Source organism: Methanosaeta sp. UBA356, assembly GCF_002496465.1.
GTDB lineage: Archaea > Halobacteriota > Methanosarcinia > Methanotrichales > Methanotrichaceae > Methanothrix > Methanothrix soehngenii.
Map to the genome: position 1 here is coordinate 1 of NZ_DAKC01000094.1, position 16,565 is coordinate 16,565.

Annotated in this window: 16 protein-coding genes; 4 read left to right on the forward strand and 12 right to left on the reverse strand. The window is 51.1% G+C overall.

The genetic code is table 11. The annotated features are described in order from the left end of the window. The first annotated feature begins 48 nt into the window (after window positions 1-48). The gene (locus BP727_RS08695) at window positions 49-540 is read left to right on the forward strand and encodes a shikimate kinase (RefSeq protein WP_013718287.1); all 492 of its coding nucleotides are present in this window, start codon (window positions 49-51) and stop codon (window positions 538-540) included. Between the two features lie 326 nt (window positions 541-866). Here the strand turns inward: BP727_RS08695 and BP727_RS08700 are convergent, their stop codons facing one another. The 7 genes from BP727_RS08700 to BP727_RS08730 all read right to left on the reverse strand — a co-directional run bounded on the left by BP727_RS08700 (window position 867) and on the right by BP727_RS08730 (window position 9,018). After that, a complete protein-coding gene (locus tag BP727_RS08700; RefSeq protein WP_273278927.1) occupies window positions 867-1,646 on the reverse strand; it encodes an ABC transporter ATP-binding protein in 780 nt (259 codons plus the stop codon). Beyond that, complete coding sequence (locus tag BP727_RS08705) at window positions 1,637-2,656, reverse strand: FecCD family ABC transporter permease (RefSeq protein ID WP_273278928.1); 1,020 nt, start codon at window positions 2,654-2,656, stop codon at window positions 1,637-1,639. Before BP727_RS08705 ends, BP727_RS08700 begins: the two co-directional genes overlap by 10 nt. Then, window positions 2,649-4,352: a radical SAM protein gene (locus BP727_RS08710; protein ID WP_273278929.1), complete on the reverse strand. Its 1,704-nt coding sequence runs from the start codon at window positions 4,350-4,352 to the stop codon at window positions 2,649-2,651. The genes BP727_RS08705 and BP727_RS08710 overlap by 8 nt, the downstream gene beginning before the upstream one ends. Before the next feature lie 80 nt (window positions 4,353-4,432). Then, entirely contained in the window at window positions 4,433-5,050 is a 618-nt protein-coding gene (locus tag BP727_RS08715; RefSeq protein ID WP_286858356.1) for a class I SAM-dependent methyltransferase, read from the reverse strand. Further along, window positions 5,047-6,135 (reverse strand): iron ABC transporter substrate-binding protein, encoded by a 1,089-nt coding sequence (locus BP727_RS08720; RefSeq protein ID WP_286858358.1) that lies wholly within the window; start codon window positions 6,133-6,135, stop codon window positions 5,047-5,049. The genes BP727_RS08715 and BP727_RS08720 overlap by 4 nt, the downstream gene beginning before the upstream one ends. 182 nt (window positions 6,136-6,317) lie before the next feature. Next, the gene (locus tag BP727_RS08725) at window positions 6,318-7,229 is read right to left on the reverse strand and encodes a MerR family transcriptional regulator (RefSeq protein ID WP_273271908.1); all 912 of its coding nucleotides are present in this window, start codon (window positions 7,227-7,229) and stop codon (window positions 6,318-6,320) included. Window positions 7,230-7,392: 163 nt separating this feature from the next. Then, window positions 7,393-9,018 (reverse strand): DUF362 domain-containing protein, encoded by a 1,626-nt coding sequence (locus BP727_RS08730; RefSeq protein ID WP_286858360.1) that lies wholly within the window; start codon window positions 9,016-9,018, stop codon window positions 7,393-7,395. 93 nt (window positions 9,019-9,111) lie between these two features. Between BP727_RS08730 and BP727_RS08735 the strand changes: the two genes are divergently transcribed. Then, window positions 9,112-10,431, forward strand: coding sequence for a hypothetical protein (locus BP727_RS08735; protein ID WP_286858362.1), 1,320 nt, complete (start codon window positions 9,112-9,114; stop codon window positions 10,429-10,431). 15 nt (window positions 10,432-10,446) lie between these two features. Here BP727_RS08735 and BP727_RS08740 read toward each other — a convergent pair whose 3' ends face one another. The 3 genes from BP727_RS08740 to BP727_RS08750 are packed head-to-tail and all read right to left on the reverse strand — an operon-like array spanning window position 10,447 to window position 14,142. Next, entirely contained in the window at window positions 10,447-11,265 is an 819-nt protein-coding gene (locus BP727_RS08740; RefSeq protein WP_273278931.1) for an SDR family NAD(P)-dependent oxidoreductase, read from the reverse strand. A gap of 27 nt (window positions 11,266-11,292) precedes the next feature. Further along, complete coding sequence (locus BP727_RS08745) at window positions 11,293-12,162, reverse strand: acetoacetate decarboxylase family protein (RefSeq protein ID WP_273278932.1); 870 nt, start codon at window positions 12,160-12,162, stop codon at window positions 11,293-11,295. Between the two features lie 36 nt (window positions 12,163-12,198). Continuing rightward, complete coding sequence (locus BP727_RS08750) at window positions 12,199-14,142, reverse strand: FAD-dependent oxidoreductase (protein ID WP_276619516.1); 1,944 nt, start codon at window positions 14,140-14,142, stop codon at window positions 12,199-12,201. A gap of 357 nt (window positions 14,143-14,499) precedes the next feature. Here BP727_RS08750 and BP727_RS08755 point away from each other — a divergent pair, with 357 nt between their 5' ends. After that, the gene (locus BP727_RS08755; RefSeq protein ID WP_013718299.1) at window positions 14,500-14,946 is read left to right on the forward strand and encodes a hypothetical protein; all 447 of its coding nucleotides are present in this window, start codon (window positions 14,500-14,502) and stop codon (window positions 14,944-14,946) included. Window positions 14,947-15,050: 104 nt separating this feature from the next. After that, window positions 15,051-15,731, forward strand: coding sequence for a hypothetical protein (locus BP727_RS08760; RefSeq protein ID WP_162144984.1), 681 nt, complete (start codon window positions 15,051-15,053; stop codon window positions 15,729-15,731). Window positions 15,732-15,824: 93 nt separating this feature from the next. Here the strand turns inward: BP727_RS08760 and BP727_RS08765 are convergent, their stop codons facing one another. Beyond that, a complete protein-coding gene (locus tag BP727_RS08765) occupies window positions 15,825-16,040 on the reverse strand; it encodes a heavy-metal-associated domain-containing protein (RefSeq protein WP_286858367.1) in 216 nt (71 codons plus the stop codon). A 184-nt stretch (window positions 16,041-16,224) separates the two neighbouring features. Continuing rightward, window positions 16,225-16,386: a flavin reductase family protein gene (locus BP727_RS08770; protein ID WP_013718302.1), complete on the reverse strand. Its 162-nt coding sequence runs from the start codon at window positions 16,384-16,386 to the stop codon at window positions 16,225-16,227. Between the last annotated feature and the right edge of the window lie 179 nt (window positions 16,387-16,565).

Consider the following 16,565-nt stretch of genomic DNA (forward strand, 5'->3'; position numbering starts at 1 on the left):
ACAGCAAAAATGATACGCTACCATTAATCTGGTCATGGTGATGGAAACATGAGAAATATTGTCCTTATCGGAATGCCAGGTGCAGGCAAGAGCACGGTCGGGGTTATTCTTGCAAAAGCCCTTGGGATGAACTTTGTCGACGCAGACCTCGTGATCCAGGAGCGGACCGGGCTGCGCCTGCAGGCGATAATCGACAGGGATGGGCCAGCCGGATTCCTGAAAGCCGAAGAAGAGGCAGTTCTCTCCCTCAGTTGCAGGAATTCGGTTATTGCCACGGGCGGCAGTGTGGTTATGAGCCCCCGGGCAATGGAGCATTTAATATCGGCTGGTACTGTAGTTTACCTCAAGGTGCCTTTCGAAGAGATAGAAAAGAGGCTTGGCAATATTTCGGGCCGTGGGATTGTTCTTTTTGCCGGCCAGAGCCTCCGCATGATGTATGACCAGCGTGTCTCCCTGTACGAACAGTATGCCGACATCACAATTGATTGTGCCGGCCTGGATTTCGAGACGGTTGTAGGGCAGGTCCTCCTTTGTATATGATCCCGTAGACATCCGCCCCCGGGGAATTGGATCATCTGGCTGATACTCAGGAAATTGCCGTGTGTCGCACAGCAGCGAAAACCGGCATCTTCTGCAGACCTTATCATCTCCTGCCTGGGAATGAAATCGGGATCGCCCAGCTTGAACTCGGTGATGGACAAGAGCCCCTCCGGGCACAGCACCCGGCGAAGCTACCCCAGGCAAGCGCTTCTATCCGGCACCTCACCCAGCACCGCCACCAGGAACGCAACATCGAATGATCTCAGTATTGATCGGTCTTTGAAAGATGGTGAATCCAGCGGCAAAGACTGCAAGAGCGCCCAGGATCATTTCAGCATTGCAACACATACTTTCCTTTTTATATCCTCTATTTCCCTTACCGCCACATTTACCCCATATACGGAGGACATTATCTCACTGTTCACAACTGCTGCAACTTCGTCTACCGCAAGAAGTCTTCTATTGCATAATGCAGCGGCCCTGCTGCCAACTAAGAAAGCATGATCAGGCATGTGGGTGTTCATGACAATTGATATTCCCGAAGATGCCAGTTTCTGCACTGCTTCCAGCACAAGCACCTGATTTCCAAAATCAAGGTGTGCCGTTGGCTCATCCAGCAAAAGCAAAGTTGGTTCCTGGGCAAGGGCACGGGCTATCAGAACCATCTGGCGCTGCCCGCCGCTGAGACTGCCAAGCGTTCTTTCTGCAAGGTCTTCAATGCCAACCATTTCAAGCGATTCCCTGGCAATTTTCATGTCCTTTGCGCCCGGAGATGCGAATATGGAAATGTGGGGTGTACGGCCCATTACCACAAAATCCAGAACCGTAAAGGGAAAAACCACTTCATTTTGCTGAGGCACGTATCCTATGCGCCGCGCGATTTTTCCTGCCCCCAGGGATGCTGTATTCTCTCCCATGATATGGACCGAACCTGTAGCAGGCTTGAAGATGCCTGCAATGCATTTGATGAGTGTGGATTTTCCTGATCCGTTAGGGCCGAGGATGCACATGACCTCGCCACTTCTCAGGGAAAAGGACACGTTTTCGAACACATTTTCCTTTCCGTAGGAGTAGCTGAGAGAATCAACCTCCAGGATCAGTTCCATCCCATGCGCCCCCTCTTTATAAGATATGCAAATATGGGAGCACCTACTAGAGAGGTTATTATGCCCAGGGGTATTTCCGTTACACTAACCGTTCTTGCCAGATCGTCTACAAGCAACATGAAAGATGCGCCGCATACCATGCTCATGGGCAGCAGGCGGTTGTAATTGGGGCCCACTATCATCCTTGAAATATGGGGCACCACCAGTCCCACCCAACCAATGACCCCGCTAATACTGACTGCCGCCGAGGTTACAAGGGTTGCACAGATAATGATTATCAAGCGCATTTTGTCCACATTTACTCCCAGGGATCTGGCTTCCTCGTCGCCCAGTGAGAGGATATTGATGCGCCATCTGAGAAGGAACAATACAAGCATTCCAATGAACATGGGTACAATTATCCAGATCAGATCGCTGTACCTTATGCTGGAGAGGCTTCCCATGAGCCAGAAAACTATCTCCGGAAGTTCGTCATAAGGATCTGCGGCATATTTTGCCAGTGATATGAGGGCAGTGAAAATAGAACTCACAATTATTCCGGATAGAACAAGCACCAGAGTTCCGGTTCCCTTGCTAGCTTTATCCATGCTTATAGCAGCGAACATTGCCAGAAGTCCGAATATAAAAGCCAGCAGCTGAATCATGATGTGGTTGTCGAATAATAGTATCCCCAGGCATGCACCAAAACCTGCACCTGAACCCACACCCAATATATAAGGCGATACCAATGGATTGCGAAATACACCCTGAAATGAGACACCAGCTACAGAAAGAGCGCAGCCCACGAGCATGGCTGCGAGGATCCTCGGCAATCTCACGCTGAACAATACTGTGTGATGAGTTGATGCTGGAATCGCAGTGCCAAAAGATAAAGCAGTGATTGTATTCATGATGTCATCTATTAGAACCGATACTGGTACCTGGTATCTTCCCATAAAGAGAGAAACTATGAGCATCAAGAAAGGCAATAGGTACATGACAGCGGTGCCATGGTGCCTGCTATCAGGCATGAGTGCACTCCATCATATGCCCTGGCCACCCACTGGACGATGGCCTGTGGAAAGACCTGTTAGGGCTGGCATCCTCAAAGGACATGCCATAAAAACGCCTGTAGAATTCATCTGCCTCCTTTTTAATGTCAATCCCAAGCTTTCCGGGATGGATTTTGTCCGCAATATAGAGAAGACCTAATATCCAGCGAGGACTGCCGAAATCCCAGATAGGTGGTATTGCATAGATCCTCTGCTCCTTAATCGCATCCGCTTCTATGCCATAATGCCTGCACAGGCCATAGAACTCATCGAGCGGACGAGAGAGAAAACCGGAAATAAATATGGTTTGGGGATTATGTTCATTTACAAATTCAGGGGATACATTCACACCGGGTTTTCCTTCCCTCTGCAGCACTTTATTAATGCTCTTTCCTCCAGCAAAGGTCACAAGGTTGTTCTCCATTCTTCCTGCATTCAGGGCAAAAAGGGGAGAGCCCATACAGTAATAGACCGAATGATCGCCGTTCTCTGCCGCAATGCTTAGAACTGATTCCATGCGCTTGCCAAGAAAGGATGCAAGCTCCTCTCCCTGATGTTCTGCACCTGCCTTTTTGGCGATCAGCCTGATAAACTCGAGATATGAGCATGGCTGTTGTATCAGGCGATGCATTTTCATAAGCGTTTCAGCGTCAGAGACCTCCCGCCAGACCTCAAGCAGTTTCCCTTCGTCAAATATTCCCATGCATATGAGCGCTGCATGTACCATACCAAAAGCCCGGCTTATCCTGTAACCACCCATGAATCCGGCCTCACTGAAATTTTCACTGGCAGCAGTTCCCTTTACCTGGACATTATGCCCACAGCGGCAGGCATAGTCCGTCCAGGGCTTCAGAAGCCTGCATCCCATGGGGCCGTGAAACTCCCTTTCTGCAAGCAGGCTCCCACATTGCGGACAGTAGGTATGCAATAATTCCGTGCCCGGAGAATTGAACAGATATACGTGATCCATGTGCTCGCGTATTGCCCTGCACAATCTTTCAGCATCCCCTATGGAGGGTTCCTGTTCAAGAGGTGTATCCCCGAATGGAATGAATCTCATCAGCTGTAAGGGGATCTCAGAGGAGACTTTAGATAATGCTTTTGCAGCTTGCAAGACATCGGCTTCATTTCTCCTGGAATACACTACCGACGTCTCTATGTGTACGCCCATTTCAAGAAGCCCGGCAATATTCCTAAAAACAGGAGTCGAGGATTTAGCACCACATGTCCTGTAAATACTATTGGAATATCCTTTGACCCCCACGTTCACGAAATCTATCAGACCTCCAAGCTCTTCAAGCGTCTCTTCAGTGAAATAGCAATTTGTAGAGCAGCCAACAAGCAGGCTATTCTCCTTTGCCTGAACTGCAAGCTCCCTGAAAATGTAATAGTTGGCAGCCGGTTCATTAAGTGTCGAAACCACGCCCTGGCATTCCTGCTCCAGTGCTTTTGCGACTACCTGGGTTGGGCTGAGCGTTGGCCAGCCAAAAGACCGGTTGGATGCCAGCAATCTTGCCACACATCCCTGGCATTCAAAATTGCAGCCGGTACTGAAAACCTGCAGGAACTTTGCCGAGGGATGAAAATGCAGCATTGGTATGGTTTCCACAGAAATGGGATAGCCACCCATGTAGCCAATTTCAGGAGATTGAATTATGCTGCCGCCTTTCTTCACATAAGTCCCGCATCTACCTCTGCTATGCTCGTTGATCTCACAACCGATCTCGCATACTTTGCACTGCATTTCTGCCCCCTCTATTTGCTCAATACCACCCAGAACCCGGAATCATCCCGGACCGTATGGCAGACGAGGTCGGTCTGCTCTGCTGCTTCTTCTATGACCTTCTGGTTTTCCGGGCTGAGGCGTTCCTTGGAATTGTTCTGCCACTGGGGATTGATAGCGGCCATTTTTTCAGATATCTGTTCTCTCAATTCCTTGGTGCCAAAACCTCCGCCTATCCATGCCTGCCCGCCGGGCGCAAGAACGCGGGCTATTTCATTAAAGGCAGCAGGAAGATCATTCCAGAAAAACACGGAACCACGGCTCACAATGAGATCGGCGCAGCCATTTTGGAAGGGAAGCACATGTACATCAGCAATCAAAGGAACAACCTTGTCCGCTATCCTGTGATGAAGAGCTTTCTCCTGTGAAAGCCTGCACATCTCTCTTGAGAGATCAACGCCATAGATCCGCATTTCTGTGATCTGGGCAATGGAAATCCCCAGGGATGCTATGCCGCATCCCAGGTCCAGGCATCTGCCGCTCTTAATCCCGCTCTCTGTGACTATATGGTTTGCTATGACGGGATAAATGGGAGCAAAGATATGCTCCGCAATATAAGCAAAACCCGGGGATTTGCCATTTTCTCTCATTTCGTTATCTTGGCCTCAGGATGCAATAGCATGTCAAGATCGCTATCTTTGAGATCATAGTGGAAGAATTCCGAATAGAATTCACCGGTCAGGCTGTCTAGATCCATATCGGCAAAGAGGTCAGGATATAGCATCTTCGCAGTCCAGGCCGTTCCGATGATGAGGTGAGGGCCCTGCGGCCTATCTATCCAGCAGAACGGATTCTGCGGTGCCAGATATACGCGTTTGTTCTGTACAGCTTCGACGCTTGTCCAGAGAGGATCGGAGTATACTGTTCTATAGAACTGCGGGCTGGAAGTGATTATTGCTTCTGGGTTCCAGTTCATAACCTGCTCTATGGATACCTGCGTCATGCCGTTTCCTGGAGTAAGGGGACAATCAGCAACGTTGATGCCGCCACAGATGTCGATCACCTGGGAGTGCTGCGAACCAGATGGATCTGTCGCCAGTCCTGTGGGACCTTCGGCATAGTAAACGCGCACTTTTTCGTCCTCTGGGATATCTTTTACTGTCTCATTGATCTTTGTCAGGATTGAACTGCGGAATTCGAGCAGCTTTTCTGCCTGATCCTTGCAATCAAGCAACTTCCCCACATACTCGATGGTGGGATCGGATTTCGTAACGAAGATGATGGAGCCATCGATAGCTACAACCGGGATGCTGCCAAACTTTTCCTGCCTGCGGTAGATAGTCTCCTGGACTTCGCCGTCTGTAGTGTAACCTTCTATTACAATGTCGGGACTCATATTAATCATAGTCTCATAGTTCCCGGTTTGTGTCCCATACCAGCCTCCTATCACCGGTAGGCTCAGATAATTTTCATCCATTAAAGTATGGTTAAAATTATTTATGAAATTCCAGCCTGCAAGTTTGTCGGGTGCGAGCATGTATACAAGAATTGTGGACGGGGGAGACGTAGAGATAACAGAGCTAATGTTTTCAGGAACGGTTAATTGCCTGCCCAACATGTCGGTGATCTGTATGGTGCCTGATGCCTGTTGAATTTCTTGTGCCATGCATTCACAGGCATTCATAGCCAGGAATAGCATAAAAATCAGAACAATTATGCTCCTTTTTTCATTCAAGGTATCAACCCGCTGAATTGAGATATCGCAGCACTATAAATAGTTAGTTGAGCTAAAATATGGCTCTTGGCCAGACTTTTCTTAAATTTTATGAATCAAACTGCCCACTGCCACCCTGCCCTAAAAATACCTGTATTTTTAGAAAAAATTCGATAAATGGAACCCCGTTGCTCGGCCCGAGATCACCTCTCTTTTCTATATGGAATCTGGATCTCAGTCAACAGCTCCTCCTCTGCCGTCTTGCAGGGATCACTAAGGTACAGCTCCCGGATCGGTCCGGCTACTTCCAGACCGGCCCCGGCCATGTACTTGAAGACGGACTGGTAGGACTTGTGCAGGGTAGGATAGCTGCCCTTGTGGATCATCGAAAGCATTCTGGCAGCCGGCAGGCTCTTGACCTCGATTCCTGAACCTTCACCCTCCACTTTTCCCGCAATGGGAAGGGCGACCTCGATGCTGACCTCCTTCTCCGACCAATCGGAGATAGCCTCGGCCTCAACGCTGACATGCTCGTCTCCTCTTTCTCTATCATTCTCATTCCCTTTCGCACAGTCCTCATGGTAGATGGCGATGACTGGACCGATAACCTTCAACTGATTTCTCTTGCTGGCTGGGAGATCGACAAAAGAGCATAGCTCTCCGATCAGCTTTTCGATGGTTGGGCTGAGAATTCCCGTCTCCTTCCGGCAGATGACTCGCAGTGCCGGTACATCTTTTACCGCAGGCTCTGTTAATGCCATTCCTATCAACTCCGTTCGTTCCTCTTTCAGCAAGGCCTCGATCCTCTTCAGCCGCAAGATCTCCAACCGGACGGCAGAGAGCCGTCCCTCCATGAGACTATCAACAGTATCCCAATCGCCGCAAGCCTCGGCTTGCAGGTATGTCTTCAAGTCCTCAAGTGAGAAGCCTAGGCTGCAGATGGCTTTGATCTTCACCCCCAGTTCCATCTGGGAGGATGTGTAGTACCTATAGCCGGTGAAGGGATCCCTTGCCTCCGGTACCAGGATTTCCAATCGGTCGTAGTAACGCAGCGCCCTCTGGGATATCCTGGTGATGGCTGAGAACCTGGCTATCGGTATTCGATCGGCTGGCATTGCTGATTGATATGGTCCCACCGGTAAATAAATAGGCTGGCAGTCTGCCCCGGCAGAAGGTTTGAAATGAACCCGTCTGCATAGAGACGAAAGCAATGGCCTTAAAGCGTTTGCCCGCTCAGCAGATCCAATCGGATGGCTGCTACAGCTCGAAGGCAGCGATTCAATCTACCTTCATTTCCGTCTCTTCCGAAAGCGTGCAATTGAGCGCCATATCCCAGGCAGCAATGCGGCATCGCACATTCTGGCCTCTGTACTCCGCAAGGTCGATCGCCACTCTTCCACCATTAAGATTGTCGAAGATCCGCTGCACAACAGTCCCATTTACCAGGAGATCGATCCTCGCAAGCTTGTGGATGCAGGGGGTAGGCTCTGATGCCGTGTATTCAAACACATACCCAGTGCCCTCTCTCTTGCAGGATACTTTTACGTCCACGGGGGCATTGAAGTCATCCTGGATCTTTGCATTTCCCCATCCATTCTCGAACGGATAACTCCTGGCCTCGCAGCCTGGATAGTGTTCGCGTAACCATTGCTTGTGATTGGCAAACGCATCGAATCCCAGCAGGTCGATGTGAGCAGGCTTATTGATCCCTATCCCATCCCGGAATGCTGATTCCAGGAGGGGAACCGAATCCAGCTGGTATCCGCTAAGAAGCGTCTCAACAGTGTCGATTGCCACGGAATCTCTCGAACAGAGAATTGCGTTCACGAGAATGAAATCGGTCTTGGCATCCTTATCTTCCACTTTGTTCGCCGGGCCGCTCCGGTTTCCAGTGAGTGCATCCATGATCACCAGGTCGAATCCTCTTGCACGGTTCAGCGCACACAGGTAATCAAGGAACATCCGGATGTCCCCTGTACCGAATCCATATCCGGCATGCTCCTGCTTTTCAAGGAGGCCGAGCATCGATCCCCAGTGGAGTTTTAGTGCTCCTGTCGTGCCGCAAAGTCCATGGCTTTTCAGAATGGGTATCCCGATATAAACATCGCAGTATTCTGACTCACCTTGTGCCTGATCCTTTGTCCGCAGGAACTTGGGGAGCCAAACCTCAGACCGTCCCCGTATAGGCTCATCGACAACAGCAAGGAACCGGTCTGACTTCTGAACGGAATCGAGGTTGACGAGCTTGGCCCCGGACCCTCCATCGAGAATACCATCGGCATCATAGTCATAACAGATATCGTTTGCCTCGACGGAATTTCCTGCACTTCGCTGCAAACGGGCATAATAAAAACTTTGAGGATTATTTTTGTCGGATGGATTCTTTTCGGGAGTGAATGTTGCGTCGATTACCTTAAGATCCGCACTGCCGTCAAATCCGATGATCTCTCGCACCTTTCCGGCAACATACCTTACGATCCTCGGATCGGATATGATCCCCCTGCCTTTCTCGCCTGGAAGACCCTGGCTTGGCCCGACGATATTGACTTTGATGACGACCCTGTCGCCCCTCTTGATGATCTCTGAAAGGCCTCGTGGGCCCAGCACCTGGGCGATAGCGTCATCAACAAGATGAGGTATCTCGTCGTCAGCAGGTTCCCTGGTCATGCATGAAAAACCCACAGTTGGCAGGGGATTATCTGGGGGAATTTTTCGCCTGGTGCTCGTATTGGCGTAAACCGCGGAAATGTCTGTCCCTTGCACACCGGAAACCTGGATTTGTCTCATGTCCGCGTTGATCTTTTCCCATCGACGGCTGATATCGCTGGAGTAGTGGATGCCGACCGCGGGAGATAACTTCTCATCAGCACAGGTGGAAGAGACAGAATTATCAGAGTTATTCATAACAATAATCCTCAAGATTCAATTGGAGCAGAATGATTAATATCTTTCGACTATCAGTAATTCGTTCATGGAGATTGATGGTGGCGGATTAAATTGAACAACGGGAAACTCCAGCCGGACTCTTTGGCTCAACAGCAGTTGCAGTCCAATATCATGAAAAAAGCCCAGATCGACCTATCCATCGAAGTGGTTCTCCTGATAGTCGGAGGGGTCTTTTTTCTCCTATTTGGAGCGCTCCTTTTCCTGATCGATAGAGGAATGCTGCCCTACAGTGAGGGGAGCATGTACGGGATTTTCGTGGTTCTCGTATCGATGCAGATCATCACAATGGGAAAGACGCCTTTCGGAGACGTCCTCCGCTCATGGTTGGTCGTAGTCATTGGGCTTTTGGCGGCGATGCTCGGAACCCTGGCCATCTTCTATCCTGTCCACCTGAACGCGACGATCCGTATAATTGCAGGCTTAATGGTCCTTATCGCTGGGACCGTGGGGATGCTGCAATTGTTCATTTCAGAGGACAAGGCCAGAGTGTGGATGAAGGTTCCCGGTATCCTCCAGCAACTGACGGTCGCCTGCGCCCTTGTATATGGAATCGAGATAGTATTAGGGATTATCACTCTTCTTCCGGGCATCATGCCCAATCCTCTGACAGCAGTTTTTCTTCTCCTCTTTGGGGCAAGCCTGCTCTTCCTTGCCCGGTGCATCCATATGGCAGCTCACCAATACCGCTCAACAGAAGCGAAGAGAGTGCTGGAGCCATCCACAACAAAACGCGGGTTCTTCCTGTTAAAAGAGACGTCTTTAACGGTGGGAAACTCCTTCAACATCTACCAGGGATATCTCCTGATACTGCTCGGAATCCTGGTTCTATTAATGATTCTTGGAATAATACCCTCTTTTAATTCCGATGGCCAGCTCGGCCTTCTGCTGGTGCTGACCTCCCTTCAATTACTCGCCCTGGGAGAGTTCATGGGAAAAGAGATGAGCAGATCATGGCCAGCGATAGCTTTAGGGATACTGTTTGCTGCCATAGGGTTTTTCTCTTGTATTGTTCCGGGAATCCTGACCGGTGTGATCCAGCCGCTCATCGGGCTCCAGAACATCATCTCAGGAGTGCTGCTCCTCGCCACCAAGATCGTCGGTCCAAGGGTGTATCAGATCAGCCATCCTCCTGCGGAATCGGTTGCCCTCCCCCCTATCGTCAAGCAACTAACCCTCGTGCTGACGGTAACCGGGATCGTGACCATCCTCTTTGGCATCAACATGCTTGCACCCTTGCTCCTTCCCGGCCTATTCGGGATGATCGCTTATGCCCTGCTCGTACCTCTGCTCATCATCATCATGGGATTAATGGTGCTGATTTTGGTCGCCATCACCCAAAAATTAAATGGTATGTCCATGCCTTCTCCATAGCGCGTCTTCCTCGGGCTACACGACCCACTCACCGCTCCTGCGCTTGCGTGCCACATCGAGCAGATATGCGTCCATACCCTCAGCGGCCTTGGGATTGAAGCAGTTGGTCGCGCCTTCGACATCAGCATCATCGCCCAGCACGAGACGGTCTTTCCTTGCTACTCCTTCCAAGATCCTCTTCGCCGACTGCTCGGCAGTCTGAGCGCCTTTCGGTGGCTCAATGCCTCCTGCTGCCCAGATACCAGTTTTCGTTGTGCCAGGCGTTGCCGAGGTGAAGCAGATATTCTCATCCCAATACTCATAACGAAGGGCCAGAGTTAAACCGTTCAATGCGGCTTTTGTCGCAGAATACATCGACTGCTGAGCCATAGGGGAAAACGCTATGCCTGATATCACATTTATGATATGGCCGCCGCCTTGTGCTCGCATGATTGGAATTGCGGCACGTATGCCGTAGATGGCGCTATAAAAGTTGATCGCAAAAGCCTTCTCCCAGATCTCATTGGTCTGTTGCTCAAATAGACCACTCAAACCCACTCCTGCGTTGTTGAAGAGTATGTCTATACGCCCTTCGCCGAAGGCTGCAGATTTGGCGATCAAATCCTTTACGCTTTCCTCGCTGGTAACGTCACACATCAGGCCGAGCACTCTGCCCGGATATTCTACTTCGAGCCGGGCCCTCTCCCGATCGAGCTTCTCCTTATTGATGTCGGCCAGGATGACCTTGTTGGCGCCCGAGGCCAGCATCGCCTCGCAGAGAGCCAGCCCAATTCCCGATGCGCCACCGGTAACCACGGCTACCTTGTTCTGATAGTACTTTTTCGTCTCACTCATTCTCTCTCCTCCCTTCGAAAATCGCTATTAGTATTGTCCATAACGCTGATGGCCCGTGCTGATGGTCGAGCGGTCGTAACGACCGGCGAACAGGTAGCTGAATAGGTCATCAGACTCCTTTTCCTCGAATCTCGCCAGTACATGCATCCCTCGAACCCAGTTGGAATTGATGGAGTATGCGGCACCCAATGGCTTGATGACGACCAGCTCCGACCAGGGGTCGTCCAGCGACGGCTCCATAGAAATCGATTTTATGCTGGCAGCCTCCCAGCTCCTGTAGTCAGTAACGCTGTCGTATCCGAGGAGGGTGGCGTTTTGCAGGATCACATTGTCGTCTTTGCCAGAACATATGTCGTATTTGAATAGAAAACAGTAGCCGTCTGCGCTCGCACCGGGGACGAGGTCTGTGAATCCAGCCTCCATCATCGGTTCGTTATAACTTCCAATCTCTATCTCCGCATCGAAGATGCGCCTGCCCTTTGCTTCTACCACTACATGTGCGATATCGTCATTTCGCTCAACAACGATCTTCTCACACATCTTCTTGGGAAGCCCCGACATCTCCCGACCGGAGAGCAGCCCCATCTGCGCGCCCGGCCCGCTCAGTTGCAGGTTGCAGAAATACAGGCCTGTATGCTCCTTGTACCGAGCACCAAGTATTCCGATACCGGCCTCCATATACCATGGGGCGAAGGTTGGTTCCCTGATGTTAACGAAGTAGGAGTAGACTTGAGGATGCTCGGGATCGATCAATTCCAGTTGCGGCGGCAGCACACGTCGCGCGACCTTTGGATCGGTCTCCCAGAAGATGTAGAGCCCCTCCTCCTCGTTCATCGCAGCCCCCTTCATAAAAGCATTGAGCTTTTCTCGTTCGATGAAATAGCTTCCGTTCTTCATTACAGACCCTCTTTAGTTTTTCCATTCCAGGAATGGTCAGGATTCAAAGACGAATGCCTTGCCATATGCTTCCTGTGTCGCCTCAAGAATCCTTCCTCCGCGGTTTGCATCCCCGATGATATGCGCCTGTGGAAAAGCATCCCTGAAGGCCTTCAAAACCTCTTTTCGGGGTTGAACTCCGAGCGCCAAGATGATCGTCTCGGCATTGACGAAGACCTTCTCGCCATCGGCCAATCGCTCCAAGACAACTCCATCCTCGGCTATCTCCAAGGCCTTATGTCCGAGCATATAAGCCGGCCCATATTCTGACAGCCGCCGTTTGATATCAATTAGGACCATGATGGGTACGCCCTGGCCGATTTCATGCAGCATGTCGACAATCGTTGTCCGGTGCCCGGCCTTCAGCACAACCTCCGCTGTCTCAAGTCCCGTCATTCCCGAGCCGAGGATAATGCAATCGCCTTTGAGCTGGGCTTTTCCGATGAGCACATCCTCGGCAGTGACGACATTTTTTCCATCGATGCCAGGGATGGGCGGCATCGAGGCTATAGCACCACAGGCTACGAAAATCCCGCAGGGCGATAGGGCTTTGACCTTCTCGACGGTTGCCTCCTCTCCCATCCGCAGCTCGATATCGCTCGCAGAAACCTGCGCAATCAATCCGTCCACTAGCCTTGTTATCTTCTCCTTGCCCACGCCCTTGTCGGCGATGTTCAGAGTGCCTCCTAAACGTTTTGCCGGATCGAAGAGCACGACATGAAACCCGCGACTATCGAGAAGCAACGCTGCCTCGATGCCGGCCGGTCCACCACCGACGACCACGACCGTTCGCCCTTGGCCGTTATATTTGGGATTCTCGAACTCCCGCTCCCGTCCCAGTTTTGGATTTACTGCGCATTTGACGTGGCGTTGGCTCTCTATCTCCTGGAAGCAGGAGAGGCAACCAATGCATTTGCGGATTGTCTGGGCTTTTTCCGCTTGGGCCTTGTTGCACCATTCTGGATCTGCCAGATGGCCACGGGCCACTCCGATGAAATCGCAGCATCCTTCGACAAGTATCTCTTCGGCTACATCGGGCTCTTTGATATTGCAGACCGCAATAATTGGAATGTTCACGTGCTTCTTTATCTCAGCTGCCATATATCTCTTCCAACCCTGCTCGTAGGTGCCGGGCTCTATGCATGCGCAGACCTCAGGGCTTCCTGGAATGGTGCAGCTCACATCGATGAAGTCGACTCCTGCCTCCTTCAACACCTCGCAGATCCTGCAGCTTTCCTCGAGGTCATTCCCCTCTTTTCCCAGGAACTCCTCGACGGAAAGCCGCACGCCTATCGGGAAATCGCCTCCGCACTGCTCGCGGATGCCTCTGATAATATCAAGCAGAAAACGCATTCGGTTCTCCAAGCTTCCACCGTAGTCGTCAGTTCGTTTGTTCAGATACGGCGAAAGAAAGCTGTTGATCAAATAGCCGTGTGCACCATGCAGCAGGACGCCGTCAGCTCCTGCCATCTTGGTGAACAATGCACCGGAGATGAAGGCGGATTCGATTTTTGCTATTTCTTCGACCTGGAGTGCGTGTGGTGTCTCATAAGCAGTAGGTGATTTGACTGCCGATGCAGCGACTATAGGCTCGCCGCCGATGGCAGATGATCCCTGGCCACCGGGGTGATGGAGCTGGATGAATATCTTTGTGCCGTACTTGTGCACGACATCAACGAGGCGTGCCAATCCAGCAACGTCAGCGAGGTTTCGTGCTGCCAGCTGGCAGGTCATGGCCGCTCCAGCACCATTGAGCACACGGCAGAGCTCACTCTCGATAAGACCGACACCACCTTTAGCCCGCGCCTCATAGTAGGCGATGATGTCGTCGTTGACGCCTCCCCCTGGAGCTGCAATCACCGTACCCATCGGCGTCATCACAACTCGGTTCTTGATCTCGATCCGCCCAATGCGCCCCGTGCTGAACAGTCTCTCGTACATATGCTTCAACACCTATAGTGGAATTTATTGAGTATTTTGCGATGAAGAATTGGTATGCTGTCTTGGTTCTGTGATCTATTCGAGGCTAATTCTGGAAATTTTGTAATCTGCATCATGACATAATCCATCATATGTTCTTCAATTCATAATAGATTAGCTTGTCGATTATATTATGAAATCGGGTGTTGAATAGGCAGGCGTGTGTAGGCAAGCAGATAGCTGCGATGCGAAAAGCTGTTGTAGCTTGGGCTTCCTAAGCTAAGTTTCATTGATATGTACCTTGACACTCCTATTTTCATCTCCAGCCTTCTGATTGCCGGGGAAAACTATAAATTGTCAACTTGCATAGGTTGACGCATGAACTGGTTAACCAACGGAAAGCAGTTCGAGTTCTGGAAGCTGAGACGTGCCAGGATGTCCAATAAGGCGATAGCGGTGAGCTTTGGGATCTCCAGGCAAGCGGTCTCGAAAGCCCTTCTCAAGGCAGATGAGAAAGTCGAGATTGCTCTTCGAGATATGGCAACAGCAAATAGAATCGCCATCATGAAGATCAATCCAAAGTTAGGCGTTCTTCTCGGTCGTTCGGTCCCGCTGGGTGTGGATGCCATCGTCTTCATCTCCGGCAAACATGGCCTGCAGGTCTGGTACGAACACGATGGCGATTGCGGGTCGTGCGATGAGTACGCAAAGTGCATAGAGCTGCTCTGGGATTACGCTGGCGAGCTGGGCATAGTGCTTAACCGGACGGCTGATCCCACCAAGATGGCTGAGGAATTATTCGCTAGAGTTATGGGGATGATCTGACCGTGAATGTCTCTGAGATCATTGAGCACTGGATGGGATGGTGTCCAAAGAAGCAGAGAGCGAAGATGGTTTCAGGAGCTGTTTTTCTATCTGGGGAGATGTCCATGAAAACACAAAAGGGAATCAGCAGCAGGATAAAAGGCATAGCAGTAGTTGTACTGGTATTGGTTGCAGCTCTGGCTGGAATGCGTTTGGAGTTTGGCAGCTTGCAGTCACCAGACTGGATCCTGAGAGACAGCAAGGCAGTAGAAGGCTACCAGTGGATGGCCAACAACACCGAGAGCGATGCCACTGTTCTGGCCTGGTGGGATTATGCTGATGGGATAACGGGGGTTGCACACCGCCAGGCGGTGATAGCCGAGGCCTCTCGGGAGATCAGGAATACTATTGGTGGCTATACCGATCCAAGCAAGCCTTGGCATAAGATAGAATATGCTCTGTGGTATCCCTTTGAGCCTGAAGAGAGGGTCCGGGATGTTGCAGATTTCTTTATATCAGATAATCCTACATCGGCCATGCAGATCGCAGAAAAATATGGAGCGGATTATGCGCTGGTCATGGCCGACGATATGGGCAAGTATTTCTCGTTGATAATGGCGGCTAAAGAAAACCTAAGCGACTACCTGAGCGTTCAAGTCAACCAGACTTCCAGAACAAGATCGTACCCAAGCAAGGAGACCATCTTCACCAGAATGGTCGGCGGCGAGGAAATCGAAGGATTCTCCAAGTCGTTTGACAACGGGCGGATGAGGATTTATAAGCTGGAGAAAACGGCTGCGGTTTAGCATCCATCGATAAGACGGCCCATCAGCGCGGCTGCTGCTCGAGGGATGCAGGAAGGGCGCCCTGGGCGTCAGGTCCAGGGCGAAGCCAATGAATCATTCGATCTTATATCCCTCAGCCTCCACCGCTCGCCTGAAGTCCTGCTCGGACAGCTTTGCGGAATCATACTCTACGTAGGCGGTCTTCTGTCCTAGATCGACCCTGGCACTGCTGACACCGTCAAGACCAAAGAGGGCTCTTTCCACCGCAGCCGAACATCCGCCGCAGGCCATACCAGAGATCTTCAGTTCGATCTTCTTATTTCCCGACATATCAAATCAGACCTATTTTCGGTTTCTTTCGATTGCATATCTGGCAGGCTGCTCCCATTTATGGCCTTTGCTGGGAGGAAGTGGAAAGGAACATCTCCCTGTAATCCGCATGCTTTCCGGAAAAGGATGGATAGGTGAAGTGCAAACCCCCATGCCCCAGAATAGCCCCCAGCGGCCTTGCCCCTTAGAAGTCCATTTCGCCTTCGGAATTGAAGAACTTATCGTCAGCTTCCAGATGAACCACCTTTCCGATCACCAGCACGAACTTTTCTCCTGCTATCTCCTCTTCCAGGGTGCACTCGGCCCAGGCCAGACAGCCCTCGACACCGGGTGCCCTGACCTTCAAGGATTATCTGGGTGCAATCCCGGCTGCCAGAAACTCGTCCACCTCTGGGGGGATAGCTCCTGGCGCTGACCATGACCGCATCCTCCATCCCTGCAGGTGGAACGTTCACCACGAACTCGCCCGTCTGGCGGATGTTCTCATACGTTTTTTCTCCGTCTCTACAGTGCTGGGGCGCAGGG

Excerpts from the sequence above, each read along its gene's own strand:
- BP727_RS08725 (WP_273271908.1), bottom strand. The coding sequence starts at position 7,229 with ATGCCAGCCGATCGAATACCGATAGCCAGGTTCTCAGCCATCACCAGG.
- BP727_RS08695 (WP_013718287.1), top strand. The coding sequence starts at position 49 with ATGAGAAATATTGTCCTTATCGGAATGCCAGGTGCAGGCAAGAGCACG.
- BP727_RS08715 (WP_286858356.1), bottom strand. The coding sequence starts at position 5,050 with ATGAGAGAAAATGGCAAATCCCCGGGTTTTGCTTATATTGCGGAGCAT.
- BP727_RS08700 (WP_273278927.1), bottom strand. The coding sequence starts at position 1,646 with ATGGAACTGATCCTGGAGGTTGATTCTCTCAGCTACTCCTACGGAAAG.
- BP727_RS08760 (WP_162144984.1), top strand. The coding sequence starts at position 15,051 with ATGAAAACACAAAAGGGAATCAGCAGCAGGATAAAAGGCATAGCAGTA.
- BP727_RS08750 (WP_276619516.1), bottom strand. The coding sequence starts at position 14,142 with ATGTACGAGAGACTGTTCAGCACGGGGCGCATTGGGCGGATCGAGATC.
- BP727_RS08745 (WP_273278932.1), bottom strand. The coding sequence starts at position 12,162 with ATGAAGAACGGAAGCTATTTCATCGAACGAGAAAAGCTCAATGCTTTT.
- BP727_RS08755 (WP_013718299.1), top strand. The coding sequence starts at position 14,500 with ATGAACTGGTTAACCAACGGAAAGCAGTTCGAGTTCTGGAAGCTGAGA.
- BP727_RS08765 (WP_286858367.1), bottom strand. The coding sequence starts at position 16,040 with ATGTCGGGAAATAAGAAGATCGAACTGAAGATCTCTGGTATGGCCTGC.
- BP727_RS08730 (WP_286858360.1), bottom strand. The coding sequence starts at position 9,018 with ATGAATAACTCTGATAATTCTGTCTCTTCCACCTGTGCTGATGAGAAG.
- BP727_RS08740 (WP_273278931.1), bottom strand. The coding sequence starts at position 11,265 with ATGAGTGAGACGAAAAAGTACTATCAGAACAAGGTAGCCGTGGTTACC.
- BP727_RS08705 (WP_273278928.1), bottom strand. The coding sequence starts at position 2,656 with ATGCCTGATAGCAGGCACCATGGCACCGCTGTCATGTACCTATTGCCT.